This window comes from Burkholderia theae (assembly GCF_048565265.1).
GTDB lineage: Bacteria > Pseudomonadota > Gammaproteobacteria > Burkholderiales > Burkholderiaceae > Burkholderia > Burkholderia theae.
In genome coordinates, this window is the sequence record NZ_CP183461.1 from 724,950 (window position 1) to 748,643 (window position 23,694).

General features: G+C 67.7%; 23 protein-coding genes. 10 read left to right on the forward strand and 13 right to left on the reverse strand.

Features of this window, described 5'->3' with window-relative positions; genetic code table 11:
- Positions 1-5 precede the first annotated feature (5 nt).
- From ACN22W_RS03460 to ACN22W_RS03470, 3 genes are all read left to right on the forward strand, one after another.
- Positions 6-323 (forward strand): NAD(P) transhydrogenase subunit alpha, encoded by a 318-nt coding sequence (locus ACN22W_RS03460; RefSeq protein WP_129513733.1) that lies wholly within the window; start codon positions 6-8, stop codon positions 321-323.
- On the forward strand, positions 320-1,774 hold the full coding sequence (locus ACN22W_RS03465; RefSeq protein WP_419686239.1) for an NAD(P)(+) transhydrogenase (Re/Si-specific) subunit beta: 1,455 nt from the start codon (positions 320-322) through the stop codon (positions 1,772-1,774). The genes ACN22W_RS03460 and ACN22W_RS03465 overlap by 4 nt, the downstream gene beginning before the upstream one ends.
- A gap of 162 nt (positions 1,775-1,936) precedes the next feature.
- On the forward strand, positions 1,937-2,962 hold the full coding sequence (locus ACN22W_RS03470; protein WP_419686240.1) for an IS110 family transposase: 1,026 nt from the start codon (positions 1,937-1,939) through the stop codon (positions 2,960-2,962).
- A gap of 244 nt (positions 2,963-3,206) precedes the next feature.
- On the opposite strand, the gene ACN22W_RS03475 is transcribed toward ACN22W_RS03470, so the two are convergent.
- Positions 3,207-4,127, reverse strand: coding sequence for a LysR family transcriptional regulator (locus ACN22W_RS03475; protein ID WP_419686242.1), 921 nt, complete (start codon positions 4,125-4,127; stop codon positions 3,207-3,209).
- 80 nt (positions 4,128-4,207) lie between these two features.
- Here ACN22W_RS03475 and ACN22W_RS03480 point away from each other — a divergent pair, with 80 nt between their 5' ends.
- Complete coding sequence (locus ACN22W_RS03480; RefSeq protein ID WP_048250772.1) at positions 4,208-5,131, forward strand: carbon-nitrogen hydrolase family protein; 924 nt, start codon at positions 4,208-4,210, stop codon at positions 5,129-5,131.
- A gap of 72 nt (positions 5,132-5,203) precedes the next feature.
- On the opposite strand, the gene ACN22W_RS03485 is transcribed toward ACN22W_RS03480, so the two are convergent.
- Positions 5,204-5,890 carry a helix-turn-helix transcriptional regulator gene (locus ACN22W_RS03485; RefSeq protein WP_419686244.1) on the reverse strand — a complete coding sequence of 229 codons (687 nt, stop codon included), beginning with the start codon at positions 5,888-5,890 and terminating at the stop codon, positions 5,204-5,206.
- A 73-nt stretch (positions 5,891-5,963) separates the two neighbouring features.
- Positions 5,964-6,368 (reverse strand): VOC family protein, encoded by a 405-nt coding sequence (locus ACN22W_RS03490; RefSeq protein ID WP_048250823.1) that lies wholly within the window; start codon positions 6,366-6,368, stop codon positions 5,964-5,966.
- Positions 6,369-6,530: 162 nt separating this feature from the next.
- On the opposite strand from ACN22W_RS03490, the gene ACN22W_RS03495 reads away from it, so the two are divergent.
- The gene (locus tag ACN22W_RS03495; protein WP_129513735.1) at positions 6,531-6,863 is read left to right on the forward strand and encodes an ArsR/SmtB family transcription factor; all 333 of its coding nucleotides are present in this window, start codon (positions 6,531-6,533) and stop codon (positions 6,861-6,863) included.
- Positions 6,856-7,320, forward strand: coding sequence for an SRPBCC family protein (locus tag ACN22W_RS03500; RefSeq protein WP_419686246.1), 465 nt, complete (start codon positions 6,856-6,858; stop codon positions 7,318-7,320). The genes ACN22W_RS03495 and ACN22W_RS03500 overlap by 8 nt, the downstream gene beginning before the upstream one ends.
- 60 nt (positions 7,321-7,380) lie before the next feature.
- On the opposite strand, the gene ACN22W_RS03505 is transcribed toward ACN22W_RS03500, so the two are convergent.
- From ACN22W_RS03505 to ACN22W_RS03530, 6 genes are all read right to left on the reverse strand, one after another.
- Positions 7,381-8,682, reverse strand: coding sequence for a THUMP domain-containing class I SAM-dependent RNA methyltransferase (locus ACN22W_RS03505; RefSeq protein WP_343492950.1), 1,302 nt, complete (start codon positions 8,680-8,682; stop codon positions 7,381-7,383).
- A gap of 178 nt (positions 8,683-8,860) precedes the next feature.
- A complete protein-coding gene (locus ACN22W_RS03510; protein ID WP_419686247.1) occupies positions 8,861-10,984 on the reverse strand; it encodes a site-specific recombinase in 2,124 nt (707 codons plus the stop codon).
- A 474-nt stretch (positions 10,985-11,458) separates the two neighbouring features.
- Positions 11,459-12,172: a PqiC family protein gene (locus ACN22W_RS03515; protein WP_419686249.1), complete on the reverse strand. Its 714-nt coding sequence runs from the start codon at positions 12,170-12,172 to the stop codon at positions 11,459-11,461.
- Positions 12,169-13,788, reverse strand: coding sequence for an intermembrane transport protein PqiB (locus ACN22W_RS03520; protein ID WP_419686251.1), 1,620 nt, complete (start codon positions 13,786-13,788; stop codon positions 12,169-12,171). Before ACN22W_RS03520 ends, ACN22W_RS03515 begins: the two co-directional genes overlap by 4 nt.
- Positions 13,781-14,410 carry a paraquat-inducible protein A gene (locus ACN22W_RS03525; protein ID WP_129513741.1) on the reverse strand — a complete coding sequence of 210 codons (630 nt, stop codon included), beginning with the start codon at positions 14,408-14,410 and terminating at the stop codon, positions 13,781-13,783. Before ACN22W_RS03525 ends, ACN22W_RS03520 begins: the two co-directional genes overlap by 8 nt.
- The gene (locus ACN22W_RS03530; RefSeq protein WP_048250782.1) at positions 14,407-15,081 is read right to left on the reverse strand and encodes a paraquat-inducible protein A; all 675 of its coding nucleotides are present in this window, start codon (positions 15,079-15,081) and stop codon (positions 14,407-14,409) included. The genes ACN22W_RS03525 and ACN22W_RS03530 overlap by 4 nt, the downstream gene beginning before the upstream one ends.
- A gap of 258 nt (positions 15,082-15,339) precedes the next feature.
- Between ACN22W_RS03530 and ACN22W_RS03535 the strand changes: the two genes are divergently transcribed.
- The 4 genes from ACN22W_RS03535 to ACN22W_RS03550 all read left to right on the forward strand — a co-directional run bounded on the left by ACN22W_RS03535 (position 15,340) and on the right by ACN22W_RS03550 (position 18,568).
- Positions 15,340-15,900 carry a cytochrome b gene (locus ACN22W_RS03535; protein ID WP_193097649.1) on the forward strand — a complete coding sequence of 187 codons (561 nt, stop codon included), beginning with the start codon at positions 15,340-15,342 and terminating at the stop codon, positions 15,898-15,900.
- 8 nt (positions 15,901-15,908) lie between these two features.
- Positions 15,909-16,469, forward strand: a complete 561-nt coding sequence (locus tag ACN22W_RS03540) for a YceI family protein (protein ID WP_419686254.1) — start codon at positions 15,909-15,911, stop codon at positions 16,467-16,469.
- A 63-nt stretch (positions 16,470-16,532) separates the two neighbouring features.
- Entirely contained in the window at positions 16,533-17,114 is a 582-nt protein-coding gene (locus tag ACN22W_RS03545) for a YceI family protein (protein ID WP_129513745.1), read from the forward strand.
- Between the two features lie 176 nt (positions 17,115-17,290).
- Entirely contained in the window at positions 17,291-18,568 is a 1,278-nt protein-coding gene (locus tag ACN22W_RS03550; protein WP_419686255.1) for an MFS transporter, read from the forward strand.
- A 27-nt stretch (positions 18,569-18,595) separates the two neighbouring features.
- Here the strand turns inward: ACN22W_RS03550 and ACN22W_RS03555 are convergent, their stop codons facing one another.
- From ACN22W_RS03555 to yajC, 4 genes are all read right to left on the reverse strand, one after another.
- Complete coding sequence (locus ACN22W_RS03555; RefSeq protein WP_419687364.1) at positions 18,596-20,110, reverse strand: S41 family peptidase; 1,515 nt, start codon at positions 20,108-20,110, stop codon at positions 18,596-18,598.
- A 158-nt stretch (positions 20,111-20,268) separates the two neighbouring features.
- Positions 20,269-21,219, reverse strand: a complete 951-nt coding sequence (gene secF / locus ACN22W_RS03560; RefSeq protein WP_048250793.1) for a protein translocase subunit SecF — start codon at positions 21,217-21,219, stop codon at positions 20,269-20,271.
- Between the two features lie 18 nt (positions 21,220-21,237).
- Positions 21,238-23,259, reverse strand: a complete 2,022-nt coding sequence (gene secD / locus ACN22W_RS03565) for a protein translocase subunit SecD (RefSeq protein ID WP_419686257.1) — start codon at positions 23,257-23,259, stop codon at positions 21,238-21,240.
- Positions 23,260-23,365: 106 nt separating this feature from the next.
- The gene (yajC, locus tag ACN22W_RS03570; RefSeq protein ID WP_006476868.1) at positions 23,366-23,689 is read right to left on the reverse strand and encodes a preprotein translocase subunit YajC; all 324 of its coding nucleotides are present in this window, start codon (positions 23,687-23,689) and stop codon (positions 23,366-23,368) included.
- Positions 23,690-23,694 lie beyond the last annotated feature (5 nt).

Sequence of the window (23,694 nt, forward strand, 5' to 3'; positions counted from 1 at the left end):
AGACCATGGAAGTCATCAATCACACGGTGATCAACGTGATCATCTTCGTGCTGGCGGTGTACGTCGGCTACCACGTCGTCTGGAACGTCACGCCGGCGCTGCATACGCCGCTGATGGCCGTGACCAACGCGATCTCGGCGATCGTGATCGTCGGCGCGATGCTCGCGGCGGCGCTCACCGTCGGCGTGACCGGCAAGTTCTTCGGCACGCTCGCGGTCGCGCTCGCGGCCGTCAACGTGTTCGGCGGCTTTCTCGTGACGAGGCGAATGCTCGAGATGTTCCGCAAGAAGGAGCCGAAGGCGGCGAAGGAGGGCGCGCGATGAGCATGAACGTCGTTACGCTGCTGTACCTCGTCGCCTCGGTGTGCTTCATCCAGGCGCTGAAAGGCCTGTCGAACCCGAAGAGCGCGCGGCGCGGCAATCTGTTCGGGATGGTCGGGATGGCCATCGCGATCCTCACGACGGTCGCGCTGATCGTCAAGCAGGCGGCCTGGCTCGGCGCGAACCTGCCGCTCGGCCTTGCACTGGTGCTCGGTGCGCTGATCGTCGGCGGCGGGGTCGGTGCATTCGTCGCCGCGCGCGTCGAGATGACGAAGATGCCGGAACTCGTCGCGGCGATGCACTCGCTGATCGGTCTCGCGGCCGTGTGCATCGCGTATGCGGTGGTGTCGGAGCCGGAAGCGTTCGGGCTCGTGCCGCAGGACGCCGTCGCGGCGAACTTCATCCCGTACGGCAACCGCGTCGAGTTGTTCATCGGCACGTTCGTCGGCGCGATCACGTTCTCCGGTTCGGTGATCGCGTTCGGCAAGCTGTCGGGCAAGTACAAGTTCCGGCTGTTCCAGGGCGCGCCGGTCGTGTACGCAGGCCAGCACCTGATCAACCTGATGCTCGCGATCGCGATGCTCGGCTTCGGCATCCTGTTCGTCATCACGCAGGCGTGGCTGCCGTTCATCATCATGACGGCGATCGCGTTCGTGCTCGGCGTGCTGATCATCATCCCGATCGGCGGCGCGGACATGCCGGTGGTCGTGTCGATGCTGAACTCGTACTCGGGCTGGGCGGCGGCCGGCATCGGCTTCTCGCTGAACAACGCGATGCTGATCATCGCAGGCTCGCTGGTCGGCTCGTCGGGTGCGATCCTGTCGTACATCATGTGCCACGCGATGAACCGTTCGTTCTTCAACGTGATCCTCGGCGGCTTTGGCGGCGAGGCGGCGGCCGGCGGTGCGGCGGGCGGGCAGGAGCAGCGCCCGGTGAAGTCGGGTTCGGCCGAGGATGCGTCGTTCATGCTCGGTAACGCGGAATCGGTCGTGATCGTGCCGGGCTACGGGCTGGCCGTCGCCCGCGCGCAGCACGCGCTGAAGGAGCTGACCGACAAGCTGATCGAGAAGGGCGTCGACGTGCGTTATGCGATCCACCCGGTTGCCGGGCGGATGCCGGGCCACATGAACGTGCTGCTCGCGGAAGCGGAAGTGCCGTACGACATCGTGTTCGAGATGGAGGACATCAACGGCGAGATGGGCCAGGCCGACGTGGTGCTGGTGCTCGGCGCGAACGACGTGGTGAACCCGGCCGCGAAGAACGATCCGAAATCGCCGATCGCGGGGATGCCGATCATCGAGGCGTACAAGGCGCGCACGGTGATCGTCAACAAGCGCTCGATGGCGGCCGGCTACGCGGGCCTCGACAACGACCTGTTCTACATGGACAAGACGATGATGGTGTTCGGCGATGCGAAGAAGGTCATCGAGGACATGGTGAAGTCCGTCGAGTAACGCGCGTACCGGCAACGCGTCCGCCTGCTTCGATTCGCGGGCGGTTCGCCCGGAACGGCCCGACCGGCGCAAGCCGGTCGGGCTTTAATGAGATGGTCAGCCTGACCGAAACGGCCCGATCAGCGTACGCTGATCGGGCCGTTTCCTTTCTGGGAGATCATCATGGGCACCGCGACGTTGATCGGGATCGATCTAGGCAAGCACTGCTTCTTTCTACATGCGCAGGACCGTCACGGTCACGAAGTCTGGCGCAAGAAGGTGACGCGTACTCAGTTGCTGGTTTTGCTGGCGGGTTGTCCAGCCAGCACAATCGCCATGGAGGCCTGCGCGGGTGCGCACTGGCTTGCGCGCAAACTGCAGGTGTTCGGGCATCAGGTACGCCTGATCGCGCCGCAATTTGTCCGCCCCTTTGTGAAGGGCAACAAGACCGACTTCGCCGATGCCGAAGCAATTTGCGAGGCCGCTTCTCGCCCCAGCATGCACTTTGTGGCAATTAAGACGCCGGATCAGCAGGCACTGATGGCGTTGCATCGAGTACGCGAAGCACTGGTGAGCGAGCGCACCGCCACGGTCAACCAGGCTCACGCGTTCCTACTCGAATTCGGTATCAGCTTGCCGGTCGGCGCGCTTGCCATTACCCGCCTGCCAATCTTGCTCGATGATCCAGCATCGACACTGCCGCCCCGGCTGGTGGCGATCCTGCAGCGCTTGCATCGGCGATATGGCCAACTCAGCGAGGAGATCGCCCAGTGCGACGGCGAACTCAAGCGCCAACTCGCTGAGGACAACGCGGGGCAGCGGCTCATGACGATCCCCGGAGTCGGTCCGATCACGGCCAGCAATCTGCTGGCGATGGCCGGTGATGTGCATGCGTTCAAACGTGCTCGCGACTTCGCTGCTTCGTTGGGGTTGGTACCTCGTCAGCATTCGACGGGAGGACGCCCGACCTTGCTCGGTATCAGCAAGCGAGGCGACAAGCGCCTGCGATGTTTGCTGATTCAAGGCGCAAGAGCCGTCATGCGTTACGTCGAGCGCCGTACCGATGCATTGGGTATCTGGGTGCAAGCGCTGCTGCGTCGCCGTCATGGCAACGTTGTCGCCTGCGCGCTAGCCAACAAAATGGCCAGAATCGTATGGGCGATTCTGGCCAGGGGCGGCGAGTACCGGGCTCATCCGGCTATCGCCTGATCGAAGTACCTGCCTGCTTTTGCGACCTCTGATCCGTGATGAAGACAATCGGCTCACGGCCCGACAGAAAACCTGACATGAAATTCAGTCTCGCAGACTGACGCTTTTTTAAGGCCTGTCGGGCGCGGCTTCTCATCGAGGGCCGGGCGCGATCCGCGCCCATTTCGAGCCCGGATACATTAGCGCAAGCCTTTCTATCTTAGTCACTGTCCAAGGTTGCAAAAAACAGGCTGACCATACATTTTCATGGTGCGACGAGGTTCGCGACGCAGGCGGCGATCGTGTCCCGCACGCGCACGATCGCCGGGTCGCGCTGCGTGCTCGTGCGCCAGCCGATTTCGACCGGATAGCGCGGCAGTTCGACCGGGCACGCGAGCGCGCGCAGCGGGGTCGATTGCGCGATCGCGCGCGCCGCGTGTGCGGGAATCGTCGCCACCGCGTCGGAGCCGGCGAGCAGGTACGGCAACGCGGCGAAATGCGTGGTCGATGCCGCGACGCGGCGCTTGTGGCCGAGCGCGGCCAGCGCCTCGTCGACGATCCCGATCACGCCACCCGACGACACGAGCAGGTGGTCGCGCCGCAGGAAATCGGCGAGCGTGAGCGTGCGCGGCGGCCGCGCGCGGGCGGCCGGATCGATCAGGCACGCATAGCCGCCCGTCGCGACCGCGCGGCGGCTGAGCCCGTTCGCCGAGAAGCCGCCCGACGCGATCGCGAGATCGACGCCGTGCCGCAGCAGCGCGTCGCCGGCGATGCCGCTGTGGGTCTGCCGGAAGATCAGCCGGATACCGGCGGCCTCTCGCGCGACCGCGTCGATCAGCGGGCGGCCGAGCGCGATCTCGAAGTCGTCCGACAGCCCGATCGAGATCGTGCGGCCGACGCGGTCGCCGCTGTCGGCGGCGATCGCGAGGCTTTCGCGGCAGCGGTCGAGCGCATCGGACAGGATCGGCTTCAGCTCGTCCGCGCGCGGCGTCGGCGCGAGCCCGCGGCCGGTGCGCACGAACAGCGGATCGGCATAGATCACGCGCAGCCGCGCGAGCGCCGCGCTGACGGCCGACTGCGTGAGATCGAGCCGCAGCGCCGCGCGGCTTGCGCCGCCTTCCTCGTACAGCGCCTCGAATACCTTCAGCAGGTTCAGGTCGAGGCCGGCGATATCATCCGCATTCATGACAGTTATCGTTTTATCGATTTGATCGATGACATCTTATCGATAAAGATGGCGACATCCCATTCACCGGAGACGCCCTCATGTCCACATCCGTCATCGCCGCGCTGCAGATCGGCGCATCGCCCGCCGGCACGCGCGCCACGCTCGATACGATCCTCGGCTACGAAACCGCGATCCGCGACAGCGGCGCGTCGCTCGTCGTGCTGCCCGAGGCCGTGCTCGGCGGCTATCCGAAAGGCGAGATCTTCGGCACGCGGCTCGGTTACCGGCTGCCCGAAGGCCGCGATGCGTATGCGCGCTACGCCGCGCAGGCGATCGATGTGCCGGGGCCCGAAACCGACGAGCTGGCCGCGCTGTCGCAGCGTACGGGCGCGAGTCTCGTGGTCGGCGTGATCGAGCGCGGCGGCAGCACGCTGTACTGCACCGCGCTGTTCTTCGATCCGCGCGACGGGCTCGTCGCGAAGCACCGCAAGCTGATGCCGACCGGCACCGAGCGGCTGATCTGGGGGCAGGGCGACGGCTCGACGCTGCCGGTCGTCGACACGGCCGCAGGGCGTGCGGGTGCCGCGATCTGCTGGGAGAACCACATGCCGCTGCTGCGCTGCGCGATGTACGCGAAAGGCGTGCAGATCTGGTGTGCGCCGACCGTCGACGAGCGCGACCTGTGGCAGAGCTCGATGCGGCACATCGCGCACGAGGGGCGCTGCTTCGTCGTGAGCGCGTGCCAGGTGCAGCCGTCGCCGCGCGCGCTCGGTATCGACGTGCCGGGCTGGGATCCCGAACGGCCGCTGATCCGCGGCGGCAGCGTGATCGTCGGGCCGCTCGGCGACCTGCTGACGGAGCCGCTGATCGGCGAGGCCGGGCTCGTGACCGCACGTATCGATACCGACGAGCTTGTGCGTGCGCGCTACGATTTCGACGTCGTCGGCCACTACGCGCGCGCCGACGTGTTTTCGCTGCACGTCGACGAGCGGCCGAAGCGGCCGGTGGTGTTCGGCGGGTAGGAACGGCGAGGCGGGGAACAAACGGCGGCGGCGCGCGGCACGCACGTGGTGCGCGCCCGCCGTCGTGCCGCGTCAGCGCATCGGCGCTTCCGCGATCCGCATGTAGTCGGCGATCCGCCGTCCTTCCATGTCAGGAAACTGCTCGTGCACGGAGATGTCGCCCATCCGCGCGATGTCGAAGGTGCGGAAATCGTCGCGCAGCTCGCACCACGCGCCGATCGTCCAGCGGCCGCCCCAGTAGACGAGCCCGAGCGGCCACACGCGGCGTTGCGAATGTGCGCCGAGGCGGTCGCGGTAACCGAAGCTGACGACGTGGCGCGTGTCGATGGCCTGGTGGATCGCGTCGACTTTCGCGCAGAACGTCTCGTCGATGTGGAACGACGGCGCGAACACGGGCAGGCGGTCGAGCGCCGTGCGCTTGTCGGCCGGCATCGCCGATGCGATCTTCGCGAGCGCCGAGCGGGCGCCGCTCGCGAAGCGCGCCCCGCCCCAGGTTTCGAGCATGCGCGCGCCGGTGGCGAGTGCCGCGAGCTCCTCGGCCGTGAACGTGAGCGGCGGCAGGCTCGCGTTGCGGTTCAGCCGGTAGCCGATGCCGGCTTCGCCTTCGATCGGCACCCCTGACAGTTGCAGGTCGCGCACGTCGCGATAGACCGTGCGCGGCGACACCGACAGCCAGTCGGCAAGCTGCTGCGCGGTCGTGAGACGACGCCCGCGCAACAGCTCGGCGATCTGGAACAGGCGGTCGGCACGGCGCGTCATGGCAGCACCTCGATTCCTTCGGCAACGGGGACTTCGCGATGATAGCGCCGCGCCGGCCCGATGGCCGATGCGCTCAATGGCATTTCGGCGCGTGCAGGCCGACGCGGTTGCCTTCGGTATCGATCAGGTAGCCGATATAGCCGTAGTTGTTCGGCAGTTCGACGACCGTGCCCTGCACGATGCCGCCCGCGCGCTTCGCGCGTTCGAGCGCCGCGACGACCGACTCGCCGGCGTTCAGGTACACGAGCACGCCGTTCGCGCTCGGCTTCATCTGCTGCGGATCGAACACGATGCTGCCGCCCGTGCTCGACGCATCGCGATCGAACGTGGCCATCGGCACGCCGCCGATGACTTCGCGCTGCAGCGTCGTTTGCAGCACGGTTTCGTAAAAGCGGATCGCCCGGTCGAAATCGAGGGACGGAATGTCGAACCACGCGATCGCGCGCTCGAGGGTTGCGGTGGCAGTTGCGGACGTCATGACGAGCTCCTTGTTCGTTCGGGTTCTGTGTGGAAACCAGCCTTGCATTGCGCCGGGATTGCAGTGTGATCGCGGCCTGCTGACACCGTATTGTCAGTAGAGTTGTCACCCTTGACATGCAACCGTTTGGTTGCATAATAAAGCCGTTGACCCGGGAGCGGCATGGATCTTGTTTTCAAGGCGCTGGCCGATGCCACGCGCCGCCAGTTGCTCGACCTGCTGCATGCGAAAAACGGCCAGACGCTGTCGGAGCTGTGCGACGGGCTCGCGATGAGCCGGCAGGCCGTGAGCAAGCATCTCGCGCTGCTCGAGGCCGCGAACCTCGTCGCGACCGCGTGGCGCGGCAGGGAGAAGCTGCACTACCTGAATCCGGTGCCGATCCATGACATCGCGGAACGCTGGATCGGCAAGTTCGAACGTCAGCGCCTGCAGGCGCTGGCGGATCTCAAGCGCGGGCTGGAAGCGGCCCGCGAGACAGGAGACGACGATGGGTAATCCCGCTTTTGTGTACGTGACTTTCATCGCAGCGACGCCCGAACGCGTGTTCGACGCGCTGACCAATGCCGAGCTGACGAAGGACTACTGGGTGCGGCATCGCAACGCGTCGCCCGACTGGCGGCCGGGCTCGCGGTGGGAGCATCAGGACTACGACGATCCGTCGCGCGTCGACATCGTCGGCGAAGTGGTCGAGAACGATCCGCCGCACCGGCTGGTCGTCACGTGGCGTACGCCGTCAGGAGACGGCGAGGAATCGCGCGTGACCTATCTCGTCGAGCCGTTCGAGGGCGTCGTGAAGCTGACCGTCACGCACGACGGGCTCGTGGCCGGTTCGGAGATGGATCGCGGGATTCGCGGCGGGTGGCCGGTCGTGCTGTCGAGCCTGAAGACGCTGCTCGAGACGGGGCAGGCGCTGCCGTTCACGATGGCGCGCTGGTCGAAGTCGAAGCACTGACCGGCGCCGGGGGGAGGCGCGCGCGGGCGCCGCGATGGCGGCCCCGCGCGCTTGCGTTGCTTACGCGTCGCCTTCCGGCGTGGCCGGGCGCGCCTTCACGCTGCCGGCGATCAGGTCGAAGCGGAACAGCCGGCATTCGAGCGCGCCGTTGAACAGCGGCGTCTTTGCCGATTCGCGCAGCCGCAGCTGGCCCGGCAGCGAACGGTCGGACGTCAGCAGGAATGCCTGCCAGCCCGTGAAGCGCTGCTTCAGCGCATCGCCGAGCGCGTTGAAGAACTCGCTGTCCGGCGCGTCGGTATGCGTGCGGCGGAACGCGTCATCGTTGCCGCGGTTGCGGCCGGTTTCGCGCACCTCGCCGCGCGCGCTGCGGCCGCGCACTTCGATCCGCTCGCCGTACGGCGGGTTCGCGAGGATGATGCCCGGCCCGTCGCACGGCGGCGTCATCCCGCGTGCGTCGACCTGCTTGAGCCACACCGACGGCACGCCCGCGCGCTCGAGGTTCGCGCGCGCCTTCTCGAGCATGTCGCCCGAGATGTCGCTGCCGTACACGCCGAGCGCGTCGGCGCGCTTGCCGCGCGCCGCGCGCTTCGCGTCCAGCGCCGGCACCTTCAGGCCCTGCCACGCGGTGATGTCGTACTGCTTGAGTTTCTCGAAGCCGAACCGGCGCTCGACGCCGGGCGCCACGCCGAGCGCGATCTGCGCGGCTTCGGCGAGGAACGTGCCGCTGCCGCACATCGGGTCGTACAGCGCGGTGCCGGGCGTCCAGCCCGTCAGGCGCAGGATGCCGGCCGCGAGGTTCTCGCGCAGCGGCGCCGCGCCCTTGTCGAGGCGCCAGCCGCGCTTGAACAGCGGCTCACCCGAAGTGTCGAGGTACAGCGTGCATTCGTTGGCCGTCAGGAACGCGAACACGCGCACGTCCGGCGCACCGGTGTCGATGCTCGGGCGCGCACCGGTCTTGTCGCGCATCCGGTCGCAGATCGCGTCCTTCACGCGCAACGTCGCGAATTCGAGGCTCTTCAGCGGCGACTTGATCGCGGTGATGTCGACGCGCAGCGTCTGCGTTGCCGCGAACCAGCGCTCCCACGGCTGCTCGAGCGCGAGCGCGTAGACGTCCTGCTCGTTGCGGTACGCGCGGTGCGCGATCTTCAGCAGGACCCGGCTCGCGATTCGCGAATGGAGGTTCGCGGCCATGCCGGCCGCCCAGCCGCCACTGAAATGGACGCCGCCCGGCACCTGCGCGCCCGCGGTGAACGGCGCGCCGTTCAGGTGTCGGCCGGCGATTTCGGCCAGCTCGGCGGCAAGCGCCGCTTCGAGGCCGCGCGGGCAGGGGGCGAAGAATTCGTACAGGGTGGGCGAGGACATAAGGCGGGGGAAGACGTGCAAAAGTCCACTATTGTACGCGGCGCGGGCGACCGGGGCCGGGGTTGCGTCGCGGGGCGGCGCGTTTCGGCGCGGCGACGAGCGCGCGACGGCCGCGATTGCGTGCCGGGAGGCCGGTGTGGCGGCACCCGGCCGGGCACCGCCATACCGGCCCGCAGGCTCAATGCGAGCCCGGCTGACCGGCGCGCGTGGCCTGACCGCCGGCCGGCCAGAACAGCGCGAGCGGATTCGACAGCATCGTGCGGACGATCGCGGCGACGAGCGCGCGCACCTTGGTCGGGCGCAGGCTGCGCGAACGCACGGCCATCGTGAACGCGAGCGCGAAACTCACGAGCACGTTGAGGATCGCCATGCTGAGCACGCCGGCGCCGGCCCACCACAGCTCGGGCGTCCCGAGCGCATCTTTGCCCAGCACGCCGAGCGCGATTCCGATCGAGCCGGCCGACAGCGTCACGTGCCGCACCTCGAACGGGAACATGAACACGGTGACGATCGCCGGAATCAGGCCGAGCATCAGGCCGAGGCCGACGTTCGCGACCACGCCGGCGACGTTCGAGCGGCAGAAGTGCGCGAGCTTCGCGGCGCCGGCCGCGCCGAGCGTGAGGCGCAGCCGGCGGTTGTACGTGAGCGCGTCGCCGACCCGGTGCAGCACGAACCAGTTGTCGGCCCAGCCCGCGAGCAGGCTCGACGCCCACAGCAGCACGCCGGTCAGCGCCGCGTAGAACGGCGTCGGTCCGAGCAGCGAGAACGAGTGCAGCGTCGCGTGCGCCTTCTCCGGCGAGATCAGGTTCGCGTGCAGCACGTTGCCCGCGAACAGTTGCACGAGCAGGCACACGGGCAGCACGACGAGCACGTTGCCGGAAATCGCGGCCGCCTGCGTGCGGATCAGCGCGATCACCGACGAGACGAACGTCTTCACGCCTTCGTCGTGGCCGGTGTCGTCGAGTTCGCGGGCGAGCGTCGGCGCGGTCATCGCGGGCTGCTTGGTCGCGAGCGTGAAGTGCAGGAAGTGCATCAGCATGAAGCTGGCCGCGTAGTTGACGCCCGCGAGCAGCCCTTCGAGCATCGATTGCAGGTGCGCACCCGTGATCGCGAACTTCACGCACACGGTCGCGACGGTGACGAGGCCGCCGCCCGCGGCCATCCGCAGCATCTTCAGGTACTCGGCGCGGCCGCGCGAGATGTAGTGCTCGCCGGTGTCCGCGTTGGTCTCGACCAGCTTGCGCGCGAACAGCGAGAAGTTGCTGCGCACGAGGTGCGTCACGCTCTGGCTGTTCTGGTTCGCGTCGACCAGTTCGGCCGTCAGGCGCGCCATCCCGTGCAGGTCGTCGCGTGCCATCCACGCGTTCAGCAGCGTCTCGGCACGCAGGATGCGCATGCGCATCCGCTCGACCTGGAACACGATGTCGACCGATACGCCGTTGCGGTACAGGTGCGAGAACACGTCGTCGACGGCGATCCGGCATTCGTCGAGCAGCACGCGCAGGTAGTTCACTTCATGCAGCAGCTTGCTCGGGTCGCCGCCGTCCTCGACGGCCGCGTGCGCGGTCTCCACCGCGAGCATCGCGCGCGTGAGGCGGTAGAACGGCTGCGTTTCGAGCGGCTTGCGCGCATCGTCGTCGGACAGCCGGCTGCGTACCGTCTGCGACAGGCCGGTCGAACTGATCTGGCAGGTCAGGTTGTGCAGCGCGGCCAGCAGGTCGCGCGAGAACGAACCGGGCTCGTGGCGTTCCTCGTCGGTGACGTCGAACGAGATCAGGTCGGCGAGGCGCGTGAGCAGGTCGTCGGGCAGCGCGTCGATCCATTGCACGTCGTCGGGCGTCGGGAACATCAGCGTGAAGAGCGCCGACAGCTCGCGGCGGTTCGGCGCGGGCGGGATCAGCGACGAGTCGATCCGCTCGAACAGCGCGCCGAAGAAGCCCGAGTGCACGGGCATGCCGGCGTCGCACAGCAGCGAGATGCCGTCGCAATCGCGCAGGACGCCGCGCAGGATGCGCGCCGCGTGCGCTTTCCATGCGGGGTTGCGATCGAGCACGTGGAACAGGTAGCGCAGCCGAGCATGAGCCGGATACGCGCGCGCATCGGCGTCGCGATCGGCCGCGGCTTCCTGCGTGGCCTGCATCGTGCCGCCGCGGCGCAGCCAGTGCGCGAGTTCGATCAGCCATTCGCTGCGCTCGGCATACGACGCATCGGCATCGGCGTGCGCGAGCAGCGCATCGAGCTGGTGACCGGCATTGCGCGACGCGCGCCACTTCTTGATCAGGGTCGTCAGGGAACGAAACATAAACGGAATAGCGAAAGCCCTGGACGGGCGGGTTCGGGATGCCTGCCGGGAAATCGGCACGGCGCCGGGGAGAACGGGTGAGACGGGGCCGGTTGCCGGACGATGCGCGGCGACCCGCGATGCGGCTGCCCCGCTGCGATGCACGCCGATCGCGTGCAGGCGCCGGGAGGCACGGCGGTCGGGCCGAACGCGGCCCGGCGCCGCTGACTGGCGCGCCCGACGGGCGGCGCGAGCCTGAAAGTGCGTAGGATCGTCAATCGGGCCGGAAAACGCAAGCCGACCGCGTTGATTGGCGCCGGTTCCGGCCGACTTTGACAAACAATGCAAACCGGCCGTTCGGCCGATGAAGGCGGGGCGAGGCCGGCTGCGGCCGGGTCATGCCGGTGGCTGCCGGCGATCGCGATCGGCCGCACCGGGCCGGACGCAGCCGCGCGGACGAGCGCCGCTTCGGACGTTCGCCTGCGCGCCGCGCGCTTATGCGCCGGACTTGCCCGTCGCGCCGTCGCTGCCCGACGTCGGGTTGGCCGGGCACGGCACGACCGGCGCGGCGGCCGTCTTGCTGCCGGTCTGCGGCGCGGTCGTGCCGCGGCGTGCGGCCATCGCGCGCACGCCGGCCGCGGCCTGCGCGGCAATCACGTCGAGCGCGCGCCGGTGGCCGGCGACGAGCGCGTCGTAGCCGTCGGCGACCGGTTCCGCGACGCTCGTGCGGCAGGTCATCACGGCCTGCGTGCCGAGCGAGCGGACACTCCACACGGCGTCGACCGCCGCGCGTTTGCCGGGCCACGACTCGAAGCGCTGCACGTTCACGCTGACGCGATACACGGGCACGCCGGCCGGGTACGCGGAATTCGCGACGTCGATCGTGCCGAGCTGCGCGGCGAGATCGTCGGACAGCGCGCGGCGGATCTCGTCGGCGGGCGGCGACGCCCAGCGTTCCTGCTCGAGCACGTCGACCTGCGCGGCGTTCTTCTGCACGACCAGCTGGTTCTTCGCGACCTGCTCGGGCACGCCGACGGACGGCACCTCGATCAGGAACGCCGGGTTGGCCGGCGCGGTGCGTACCGGCGCTGCGGCGTCGGCCGGGCTGAGCGTGTAGAACCGCGCGGGCGGCGAGCTGCACGCGGCGAGCGCGAGTGCAGCGATGGCCGCCGCCGCGCCGCTCGCGAAACCGTTCACGCGTGTCGTCATTGTTGATCTCCAGGCTTGCCCTTGAGCAGCGATTCGGGGTGACGCTCCAGATAGTCGGCGAGCGCGTTCAGCGACTGCAGCGTGCGCGTGAGTTCCTTCAGCGCGCCGCGCACGTCGGACTGCAGCGGCGAATCCTGCTGCAGCGTCGCCTCGGCGGTCGAGAAGGTCTGCTTCGCGGCCGACAGCGTGTCGCGCGCTTCCGGCGCGACCTGCGTGTCGAGCTGCTTGAACAGCTTGTCGGCGTTCGACAGCGCGCTGTTCAGGTTCGCGCCGATCTGGTCGAACGGCACCTTGTCGAGCTTCTTCGCGATGTCGGCGACCTGCAGCTGCAGTTCGTCGAGCGTGTTCGGCACGGTCGGCAGTTCGAGCGGCTGGCGCGACGTGTCGAGCTTCGCGGCCGGCGCCTTCGGGAAGAAGTCGAGCGCGACGTACAGCTGGCTCGTCAGCAGGTTGCCGGTGCGCAGCTGGCCGCGCAGCCCGTGCTGGACGAGCCGCTCGACGATCTCGCGGCGGGCCGGTTCGCCCTTGCTCTCGATCGATTCGCGGAAGCGGCGGCCGAGGCGCTCCGGATACACGTTCATCGTCACCGGCATCATGAAGTTCTTCGACTTCGGATCGAAGTCGATGCCGATATTCGTCACTTCGCCGAGCACGATGCCGCGGAAGTCGACCGTCGCGCCGACGGCGAGCCCGCGCAGCGACTGGTTGAAGTTCATCACGACCTGCAGCGGCTGGCCGTCCGGGTCGCGCATCGCGTCGCCTTCGTCGGAAGCCAGGCGGAACGTCGTGTTGTTCGGCGCCGTCGTGCCGCTGCCCTGGTTCGGCGGCGTCTGGAACGCAATGCCGCCGAGGATCACCGTCGCGAGCGACTGCGTGTTCAGCTTCAGGCCGCTCGAATCGAGCCGCAGGTCGACGCCGCTCGCCTGCCACCAGCGCGAGTTCACGCCGACGTACTGGTCGTACGGCGCGTTGACGAACACGTTGAACGTGACGCCCGTGCCGTCCTTGTCGAGCGAGAAGCCGACCACCTGGCCGACCTGCACGCGGCGGTAATAGACGGGCGAGCCGATGTCGACCGAGCCGAGCGAATCGCCGCGCAGCACGTATTGCGTGCCTTTCTGGTCGCCGGTGACGGCCGGTGGCGTCTCGAGGCCCGTGAAGTCGGTCTGGGAATCCTGCGAGCGGCCGGCGTCCACGCCGATGTACGCGCCGGACAGCAGCGTGCCTAGCCCCGACACGCCGGTCGCGCCGATGCGCGGACGCACGATCCAGAAGCGCGAGCCCTTGACCGCGAAGTCCTCGGCTTCCTTCTTGAGCTGCACCTGGACGAGCACGCGGGACAGGTCTTTCGACAGCTTGATCGTCTTGACCGTGCCGATCTCGACGTCCTTGTACTTGACCTGGGTCTTGCCGGGCTCGAGCCCTTCGGCGGTGTGGAAGCTCAGCGTGATTTCCGGGCCGCGCTCGCGCACGGACTTGATCACGAGGCCGATGCCGATCAGCGCGGCGATCAGCGGCACGAGCCAGACGAGCGACGGCAGCCAGCCGCTTTTCGTCGAGATCGTCGGATCGGGCGGCCGGGGCGCGTCGTGCTGCGGGCCTTGTGGACTATTCATTGAGATTTCCTGAGTTTTCGACTGGATCCCAGATCAGGCGGGGATCGAACTGCATCGACGCGAGCATCGTCAGGATCACGACCGAGCCGAACGCAAGTGCGCCGGGGCCGGCCGTGATGACGGCGAGTGAACGAAAATGAACGAGCGCGACGGTGAGCGTCACGACGAAGATGTCGAGCATCGACCAGCGGCCGATGCGCTCGACGATCCGGTAGAGGCGCGTGCGCTGCATCGGTCGCCACGGCGAGCGGCGCTGCGAGCTGATCACGAGGATCGTCAGCACGCCGAGCTTGAGCATCGGCACGAGAATGCTCGCGACGAACACGACGACGGCGAGCGGCCAGTCGCCCGACACCCAGAAATAGATGACGCCGCTCATGATCGTGTCTTCCTGCGAACCGACGATCGACGACGTGCGCATGATCGGCAGCAGGTTCGCGGGAATGTAGAGGATCACGGCAGCGAGCAGCAGTGCCCACGTGCGCATGATGCTGTTCGGGATGCGGAAATGCAGCACGGCGCCGCAGCGGGCGCAATGCGCGTGCGGCCGGTCGAGCGTCTGCACGAGCCCGCACGAGTGGCAGCTCGCGTAGCCTTCGCGGGCGGCGGTCGGTGTCGTCATCGGCGGGCGGCCTCGGGCAGCGGCGCGGCGTCGTCGGGTTGCGCCGGCGGTTCGGGCGAGCGCCCGGCGCGCAGGTCGTCGGCGATGTCCCACAGCGTGCGCGGATCGAACATCAGCACGACGGCGATCATCAGCGTGAGCGCGGCGAATGCGAACAGCGCGGCATCCGGCACCACGCGCGCGAGGCTCACCATCTTCACGATCGTCACGAGGATCCCGAGCATGAACACCTCGATCATCCCCCATGGCCGCACGAGCTCGATCGCGCGCAGCACCAGGTTGAAGCCGGGCGGCACGACGCCGCGGCGGATCGGCAGCAGCAGGTACAGCAGCGCGGCCATCTCGACGAGCGGGAACAGCACGGTCGAGCAGAACACCATCACGCCGACGATCGCCATGTCCTGGCGCCACAGCGAGTCGATCGCGCCGATCAGCGTCGTCTGCACGCGGTTGCCGTTTACATCCATTTCGAGGATCGGGAACGCCTGCGCGATCGAGAACGTGATCAGTGCCGCGAGCGCGAGCGCGCAGATCCGCTCGATCTGCGCGGCGCTGTTGCGATAGAGCAGCGCGTCGCAGCGCGGGCAGCGCGCGATTTCGCGGCCGCCGAGGCGCGGTTTGTGCAACAGTGCGTCGCACTCGTGACAGGCAATCAGGTCGTTTCGTTGCATGGAAAATGCGGTTGTGCGACGGCGGGGGGACGCGTCGACGGGGCCGGAACCCGCGCCAATCTTACCAAAAGGCCTTTTTCGGCGTGTCAACGATCGCATGTTGAGTGACCGAGCGGTAACATGACAGGAAACCGTCAGGCGGCTGGCACGCCTGTCCTCAGAGTCCGCGCGCGTCAAAAGGTTGCGGTAGCATGGCGCCCTTGACAAGCGTCGGACTCGTGACCGGCGCGGCTGTTCGCTGAACTGAGGAAATCCAAGATGGCATCGAATTCGCTGCCGGCCAAGCCGGTACGCTATACGCAGACCGCGATCGCGCTGCACTGGCTGATCGCGCTGCTGATCGTCTGCGGCTTCGCGCTCGGCTGGGTGATGACGGACATCCCCGGCTTCACGCCGACGAAGCTGAAGTACTTCTCGTGGCACAAGTGGATCGGCGTGACGGCATTCGTGCTGGCCGTCGTGCGCGTGCTGTGGCGCGCGACCCACGTGCCGCCGTCACTGCCGGGCGATACGCCGGCGTGGCAGCGCGCGGCGTCGAGCGGCGTGCACTTCCTGCTGTACCTGCTGATGCTGGTGATCCCGATCACGGGCTACCTGTACAGCTCGGCGGCGAACATCCCGGTCGTCTACCTCGGCATCGTGCCGCTGCCGCGGCTGATCGACCCCGATCCGGTGCTGAAGGAAACCTTCAAGACGCTCCACGTGTCTTTGAATTACATTCTGCTTGCGCTCGTGTCGCTGCACGTGGTCGCCGCGCTCAAGCACCAGCTGTTGGACCGCGACGGCCTGCTGTCGCGGATGCTTCCCTTTGCCAAATGAAGGATCCCATGAAAGTGTCTTTCTCCCGCTCCATGCTGACCGCGTTCGCCGCGGTGTCACTTGTCGCGTCGGGCGCGGCGCTCGCCGATGTCGATCTCGCGAAGAGCAAGGTGTCCGCCGTGTCGAAGCAGATGAACGTGCCGACCGAAGGCGCGTTCAAGAAGTTTTCCGCGCAGGTGAAGTTCGACGCGGCGAAGGCCGCGCAGGGCAGCGCCCAGATGACGATCGACGTCGCGAGTTATGACCTCGGCGACAAGATGTACAACGACCAGGTCGCCGGCAAGGACTGGTTCGACGCGAAGACCTACCCGCAGGCAACGTTCGTGTCGTCGGCGATCGCGCCGGCGGGCGGCAACAAGTACAACGTGACCGGCAAGCTGACGGTCAAGGGCAAGTCCGAGACCGTCACGGTGCCCGTCACCGTCACGCAGAGCGGCGCGACGCAGACCTTCGACGGCGTGCTGCCGATCAAGCGTTCGACGTTCAACGTCGGCACCGGCGAATGGAAGGACACGTCGGTCGTCGCGGACGAAGTGCAGATCAAGTTCCATCTCGTCGCCACGAAGTAAGCGGCGGCCTGTCACCTCACTGAATGCCGCGCGAGGGCGCGGCGCCGTTCCAAGGAGAAAGAGTTGAAAAAGCATCTGATGATCGCCGCGGGCGCGCTGGCCGCTTCGCTGTCGTTCTCGGCGTTCGCCGACAGCGCGACGTACCAGTTCGACCCGGCTCACACGTACCCGAGCTTCGAGGGCGACCACATGGGCGGCCTGTCGGTCTGGCGCGGCAAGTTCGACAAGTCGAGCGGCACCGTGACGCTCGACCGCGCGGCAAAGACCGGTACGGTCGACGTGACGACCGACATCGCGTCGATCCACACGGGCAGCGCGAAGCTCGACGAGCATCTGCAGACGGACGAGTTCTTCAACGTCGCGAAGTTCCCGCAGGCGAACTACAAGGGCACGATCAAGTTCGACGGCGACAAGCCGGTCTCGGTGGTCGGCAACCTGACGCTGCATGGCGTCACGAAGCCGGTGACGCTGAAGATCGACTCGTTCAAGTGCATGCCGCACCCGATGCTCAAGCGTGAAGTGTGCGGCGTCGACGCGGTCGGCGAATTCAGCCGCGACGATTTCGGCCTCGACTACGGCAAGCAGTACGGCTTCAAGATGAAGACGAAGCTGCTGATCACGGCCGAAGCGATCAAGCAGCAGTAAGGTTTCCGGCCGGGGCAGCCCGGCGCGAGCCAACCGCCGCGTCCCCGTTGCCGGGGGCGCGGCGGTATTTTTTTGCGCGCCTATAATCGCCCGAGCGCCGCCCGCGGCGCCGGGCAGGCCGACGGTGCCGCAAGCGGCCGCCTCGAACAGAACGTACAACGACAAGGAGATCGCCGATGCATGCCGCCACGCAGTCCCGTTCCATTGCCTCGTCGCCGCGCGTGTGGCGCGCGGTGGTCGCCGCGTCGATCGGCAATGCGCTCGAGTGGTTCGATCTCGTCGTCTACGGTTTCTTCGCGGTGACGATCGCGAAGCTGTTCTTTCCGGCCGGCAACGACACCGTGTCGCTGCTGCTCACGCTCGGCACGTTCGGCGTGTCGTTCTTCATGCGGCCGCTCGGCGCGATCGTGCTCGGCGCGTATGCCGACCGCGCGGGCCGCAAGGCCGCGCTCACGCTGTCGATCCTGCTGATGATGGTCGGCACGCTGATCATCGCGGTGCTGCCGACCTACGAGACGATCGGCGTCGCGGCGCCGGTGATTCTCGTCGCCGCGCGGCTGATGCAGGGCTTCTCGGCGGGCGGCGAGTTCGGCAGCGCGACCGCATTCCTCGCCGAGCACGTGCCGGGCCGGCGCGGCTTCTTCGCGAGCTGGCAGGTCGCGAGCCAGGGGCTCACGACGCTGCTCGCCGCCGGCTTCGGCACCGTGCTGAACGCGCAGCTCACGGCCGGGCAGATGGCCGCGTGGGGCTGGCGCGTGCCGTTCTTCTTCGGCCTGCTGCTCGGGCCCGTCGCGTACTACATCCGCACGAAGGTCGACGAGACGCCGGAATTCCTCGCGGCCGAAGGCACCGCGAACCCGCTGCGCGACACGTTCGCGTCGCACAAGGCGCGCCTGGTCGCCGCGATGGGCGTGGTCGTGCTCGGTACCGTCGCGACCTATCTGGTGCTGTTCATGCCGACCTACGGCGTGAAGCAGCTCGGCCTCGCGCCGTCCGCGGCGTTCGCGGCGATCCTCGTGGTCGGCGTGATCCAGATGGCGTTCGCGCCGCTCGTCGGCCACTGGTCGGACCGTTACGGCCGCGTGCGCGTGATGGTCGCGCCGGCCATCGGCATCCTCGTGCTGATCTATCCGGCGTTCGCGTATCTGGTCGCGCATCCGGGCTTCGGCACGCTGATCGCACTGCAGGTGCTGCTCGCGTTCCTGATGACCGGCTATTTCGCGGCGCTGCCGGGGCTGCTGTCCGAAGTGTTCCCGGTGCAGACGCGCACGACCGGGATGTCGCTCGCGTATAACGTCGCGGTGACGATCTTCGGCGGCTTCGGGCCGTTCATCATCGCGTGGCTGATCCGCGCGACCGGGCTGAAGACCGCGCCGAGCTTCTACCTGATGTTCGCGGCCGTGCTGAGCCTCGCGGCGCTGATCGTGCTGCGCCGGCGGTTCGGGTTCCGGTGACGTTCCGGTGACAGGGCAGGCGGCGCGTCAGTTGCCGCCGCGCTCGCACACGGGCTGCGCGGGCATCAGCTGCGCCGGCGCGTCGACGGTCCGCACGGGGCGCCCCGCGAGTGCGGCGAGCGCCTGCTGCAACTGCCAGTCGCCGGCCGTGCCGAACGCGCGCTGCGGCAGCGCCGCGCTCTTCGACGTATCGACCTTCGCGCGCACGCGCTGCTCGCGCAGTGCCTGCCGTTCCTTGCGCACGTGCGCGAACGGGTCGGGCGCCAGCCGGTCAGCATACGGCGCGCGGGCGAGATCGGCTTCCCGGTACCACAGCAGCACGCCGTCGACGTCCGAGTCGCGGCGCGGCGGCACGAGCCAGTCCGGCACGACGCCGTAGCCGTCCATCGGGCAGCCGTCCGGCCGCAGGTTGCGTGCGAACGTGAAATTCAGGCGCGTGCCGTCGATCAGGTCAACACCGGTCTGCGCGAGCCCCTTCCCGTAGGTCGGCATGCCGAGCAGTTTCGCGCGGCCGAGATCCTTCAGCGCCGCCGCGGTCGCTTCGGCGGCCGACGCGCTCTGGCCGTCGACGAGTACGACGAGCGGCACGGTGCGCCACCAGTCGTCGGTCTGCAGCGGCGCGAGCGGATCCTGCCCGTGCATCACCGGCAGTTCGTAGTCGGGCCAGTTGGTCGAGAAGCGGCGGCGGTTGGCGTCGCCGCGCTCGACCGTCACCATCGCGGTGCGGTCGCGTCCCGCGAACAGCGCGGTGATGCCGATCGCCGCATTGAGCGCACCGCCGCCGTTGATGCGCAGGTCGAGAATCATGCCTTTCACCGGCGGGCCGGCGCGGCGCGCGGCCTGCACCGCGTCGATGTAGTCGCCGACCGCCGGTTCCGGAAAGCTCGACAGCCGCGTGTACAGGATGTCGCCGGCCAGCCGCTTCGCGATCGCCGGATGCGGTTTGACGATCGCGCGCATGGGCGCGAAATTCAGCACCGCATGGTTCGGGCCGCGCTGCACCGTGAGCTTCAGCGGGACGCCCGCGTCGCCTTTCGCGAGTTTCACGAGCTCGCTGCTGTCGATGCCGACGACGCTCCTGTCGTTCATCGCGACCACGAGATCGTCGGGACGCACGCCGGCCTTCTCGGCGGGCGCGTCGGGAATCACGTCGATGATGTGCAGCCCGTCGGGTCGCGTCTCGAAGACGATCCCGATGGCCGGTGTGCCGTCGCGCGCGCGCCGCTCGTCGTCGCGCCGTTCCTGCTCCTCCTTCGCGTTGAAGAAGCGCGCGTACGGCAGCGTCTTCATGCCGTCGTGCACGGTGGCGTCGAGCAGCGCGCCGATGTCGACGTCGGTCAGGTGCTGCTTCTTCAGTACTTCGACGGCCGCCTTCAGTTCGCAGAGCTGCGGTTCCCAGTCGGGCGGGCAGGGCGACGGCTGCGACGCGGCGGGCGGGGCGGAGGCGGATTGCGCGCGGGCCGGCGGCGCGAACGGCATGGCGACCGCCGCGACGGCTGCGCTGCAGAGGGCGAGGCGAAGAACGGCACGCACGGGAGGCATCATGGAAGCCGCAGTCTCGGACGGGTGGCGGGGGCGGGACGCCGACGATTGTAGCCGACGCCCCGGCGGGGCTGCCGCGATCCGGCCGCAGCCCTCGCATGAAAAAAGGCCGGTCCTGGTGGACCGGCCTTTTGGTGTTTGCCGAAACGACGCGCTGCTTAAACCTGCGCGCCCGCGTTCGGATCGTCCGGATCGTGCGCGGTCTTCTTGTCCTTGATCAGGTCTTCGCGCTTGATGCCGAGCCACATCGCGAGCGAGCCCGCGACGAACACCGACGAGTAGATGCCGAACATGATGCCGACCGTCAGCGCGAGCGCGAAGTAGTGCAGCGTCGGGCCGCCGAAGAAGAACATCGACAGCACCATCATTTCCGTCGACGTGTGCGTGATGATCGTCCGCGACATCGTGGTCGTGATCGCGTGGTTGATCACTTCCTGCACGTTCATCTTGCGTTCGCGGCGGAACGTTTCGCGGATCCGGTCGAAGATGACGACCGACTCGTTGACCGAGTAGCCGAGCACCGCGAGGATGGCCGCGAGCACCGCCAGCGAGAACTCCCACTGGAAGAACGCGAAGAAGCCGAGAATGATCACGACGTCGTGCAGGTTGGCGATGATGCCGGCGACCGCGTACTTCCATTCGAAGCGGAACGACAGGTAGATCACGATGCCGATCACGACGCACGCGAGCGCGAGCAGGCCGTCGGTCGCGAGCTCCCGGCCGACCTGCGGGCCGACGAACTCGACGCGCTGCAGCGTGACGTCCGGGCTCTGCGCCTTCAGCGCGTTCATCACCTGGTCGCTCTGCTGCGCGGACGTGAGGCCTTCCTTCAGCTGCAGCCGGATCAGCACGTTGCGCGACGTGCCGAAGTTCTGCACCTGCGCATCGGCGTAGCCGAGCTTGCCGAGCGTCGCGCGCACCGGTTCGAGTTCCGCGGTCTGCTGGTACTGCACTTCGATCACCGTACCGCCGGTGAATTCGACGGACAGGTGCAGCCCGCGGTGGAACAGGAAGAACACGGCGGCGAGGAACGTGACCAGCGAGATCACGTTGAACACCAGCGCGTGCCGCATGAACGGAATGTCTTTACGGATGCGGAAAAATTCCATGGTCTCGTCTCCGGGGCCTTATTGGGTCGAGCCCGGTTTCTTCGGCGACACGCCTTGCTGCGCGCGGTTGCGCAGCTGCGGCTTGCCGGTGCGCGGCGCGTTGCCCTTCGTGGGGGCGGCGAGCTTCGCGGCGCGCGCGGTGTCGGTCGATTCGTCCGCCGCGTCGAACGAGGCGGCGGCTGCGGCGCCTTCCGGCTTCCACACCTGGCCGATCGCGAGCGACTTCAGCTTCTTGCGGCCGCCGTACCAGAGGTTGACGAGCCCGCGCGAGAAGAACACCGCGGAGAACATCGACGTCAGGATACCGATACAGTGCACGATCGCGAACGCGCGCACCGGGCCCGAACCGAACGCGAGCAGCGCGAGGCCGGCGATCAGCGTCGTGACGTTCGAGTCGAGAATCGTCGCCCACGCATGCGCGTAGCCGGCCTGGATCGCGAGCTGCGGCGGCTGGCCCGCGCGCAGTTCTTCACGCACGCGCTCGTTGATCAGCACGTTCGAGTCGATCGCCATACCGAGCGCGAGTGCGATTGCCGCGATACCGGGCAGCGTCAGCGTGGCCTGCATCAGCGACAGCACGGCGACGAGCAGCAGCAGGTTCACCGACAGGCCGATCACCGAGACGACGCCGAACAGCATGTAGTACGCGATCATGAACACGGCGATCGCGCAGAAGCCCCAGATCACCGAGTGGACACCCATCCGGATGTTGTCGGCGCCGAGGCTCGGGCCGATCGTGCGTTCCTCGATGATGTCCATCGGCGCGGCGAGCGAACCGGCGCGCAGCAGCAGCGCGAGGTCGGCCGCGGCCTGCGGCGTCGGCTGGCCCGTGATCTGGAAGCGGTCGCCGAGTTCGGACTGGATCGTCGCGACCGTCAGCACTTCGCCCTTGCCCTTCTCGAACAGCACCATCGCCATCGGCTTGCCGATGTTGTCGCGCGACACCGTGCGCACCGAGCGGCCACCCGCCGAGTCGAGACGGATGTTGACCGACGGACGCTGGTGGTCGTCGAAACCGGCCGATGCATCGATGATGCGGTCGCCGGTGAAGATCACGTCCTTCTTCAGCAGCACCGGCGCCTGGATGCCCTGCGTGAACAGTTCCTCGCCCGGCGGTACCGGGTCGTTCGGGTTCGGGTGCGTGTTGATCGGATCGGCGAGGCGCGCTTCGAGCGTTGCGGTGCGGCCGATGATGTCCTTCGCCTTCGCGGTGTCCTGCACGCCCGGCAGTTCGACGACGATGCGATCGCTGCCTTGCTGCTGCAGGATCGGCTCCGACACGCCGAGTTCGTTCACGCGGTTGTGGAGCGTGGTCAGGTTCTGCTTGAGCGCGGCGTCCTCGACGGATTTCTGCACGGCCGGCGTGAACGTGCCGACGACCTGCGTGCCGCCGCCGCCGGGCTGGGTCGCCCATTGCAGTTCGGTGATCGACAGCGCGAGCACCTTGCGGGCATCTTCCGCCGTTTGCGCATCGCTGAAGTTGACGACGACCGACTGGTCGACGCGGCTCACGCCGCCGTCGCGGATGTTCTTGTCGCGCAGCAGCGTGCGCGCGTCGGACGCGTCGGAGTCGAGCTTCTTCGTGAGCGCGCCCGTCATGTCGACCTGGAGCAGGAAGTGGACACCGCCGCGCAGGTCGAGGCCGAGATACATCGGCAGCGCGTGCAGGGCGGTCAGCCAGCGCGGCGACGCGCTCTGCAGGTTCAGTGCGACGACGTATTGCGGATCGTTCGGATCGGCGTTCAGCGACTTCTGCAGCAGGTCCTTGACGCGCAGCTGCGTATCGGTGTCCTTCAGGCGCACGCGAATGTTCGCGTTGGTCGCCGTGTTCTCGAAGGTGACGTCGTCCGGCGTGATCTGCGCGGAGGCGAGCGCGGATTCGACCTGGGTCAGCGTGGTCGAGTCGAGCTTGACCGTGGCCTTGCCGCTCGACACCTGCACCGCCGGCGCTTCGCCGAAGAAGTTGGGCAATGTGTACAGAAAGCCGATGGCGAGCGCCACGACCATCACGACATATTTCCAGAGTGGATAACGATTCATGAGGGGGCCGAACGGGTGGTTGGCGTGAAAGCGTCGCGTCCGGCGCCGCGGCGGCTCGCTCTCTCAGGCGGGCACGGCGCGGGGAGCCGGACGCTCGGTGAAGGGCTTACAGCGACTTGATCGTGCCCTTCGGCAGAATGGTCGTGACCGCAGCCTTCTGCACGGTGATTTCAGTGCCTTCGGCGATCTCGACGCCGATGTAGCCTTCGGTGACCTTCGTCACCTTGCCGACGAGGCCGCCGCTCGTGACGACTTCGTCGCCCTTGGCCATGGCCGCGAGCATGTTGCGGTGCTCCTTCTGCCGCTTCATCTGCGGACGGATCATGATGAAGTAGAGCACAGCGAACATCAGGATGAGCGGCAGAAAGCTCATCAGGCTCGATTCGGCGCCACCGGCACCTTGCGCGAAGGCATTGGAAATGAACGGCACGTTGG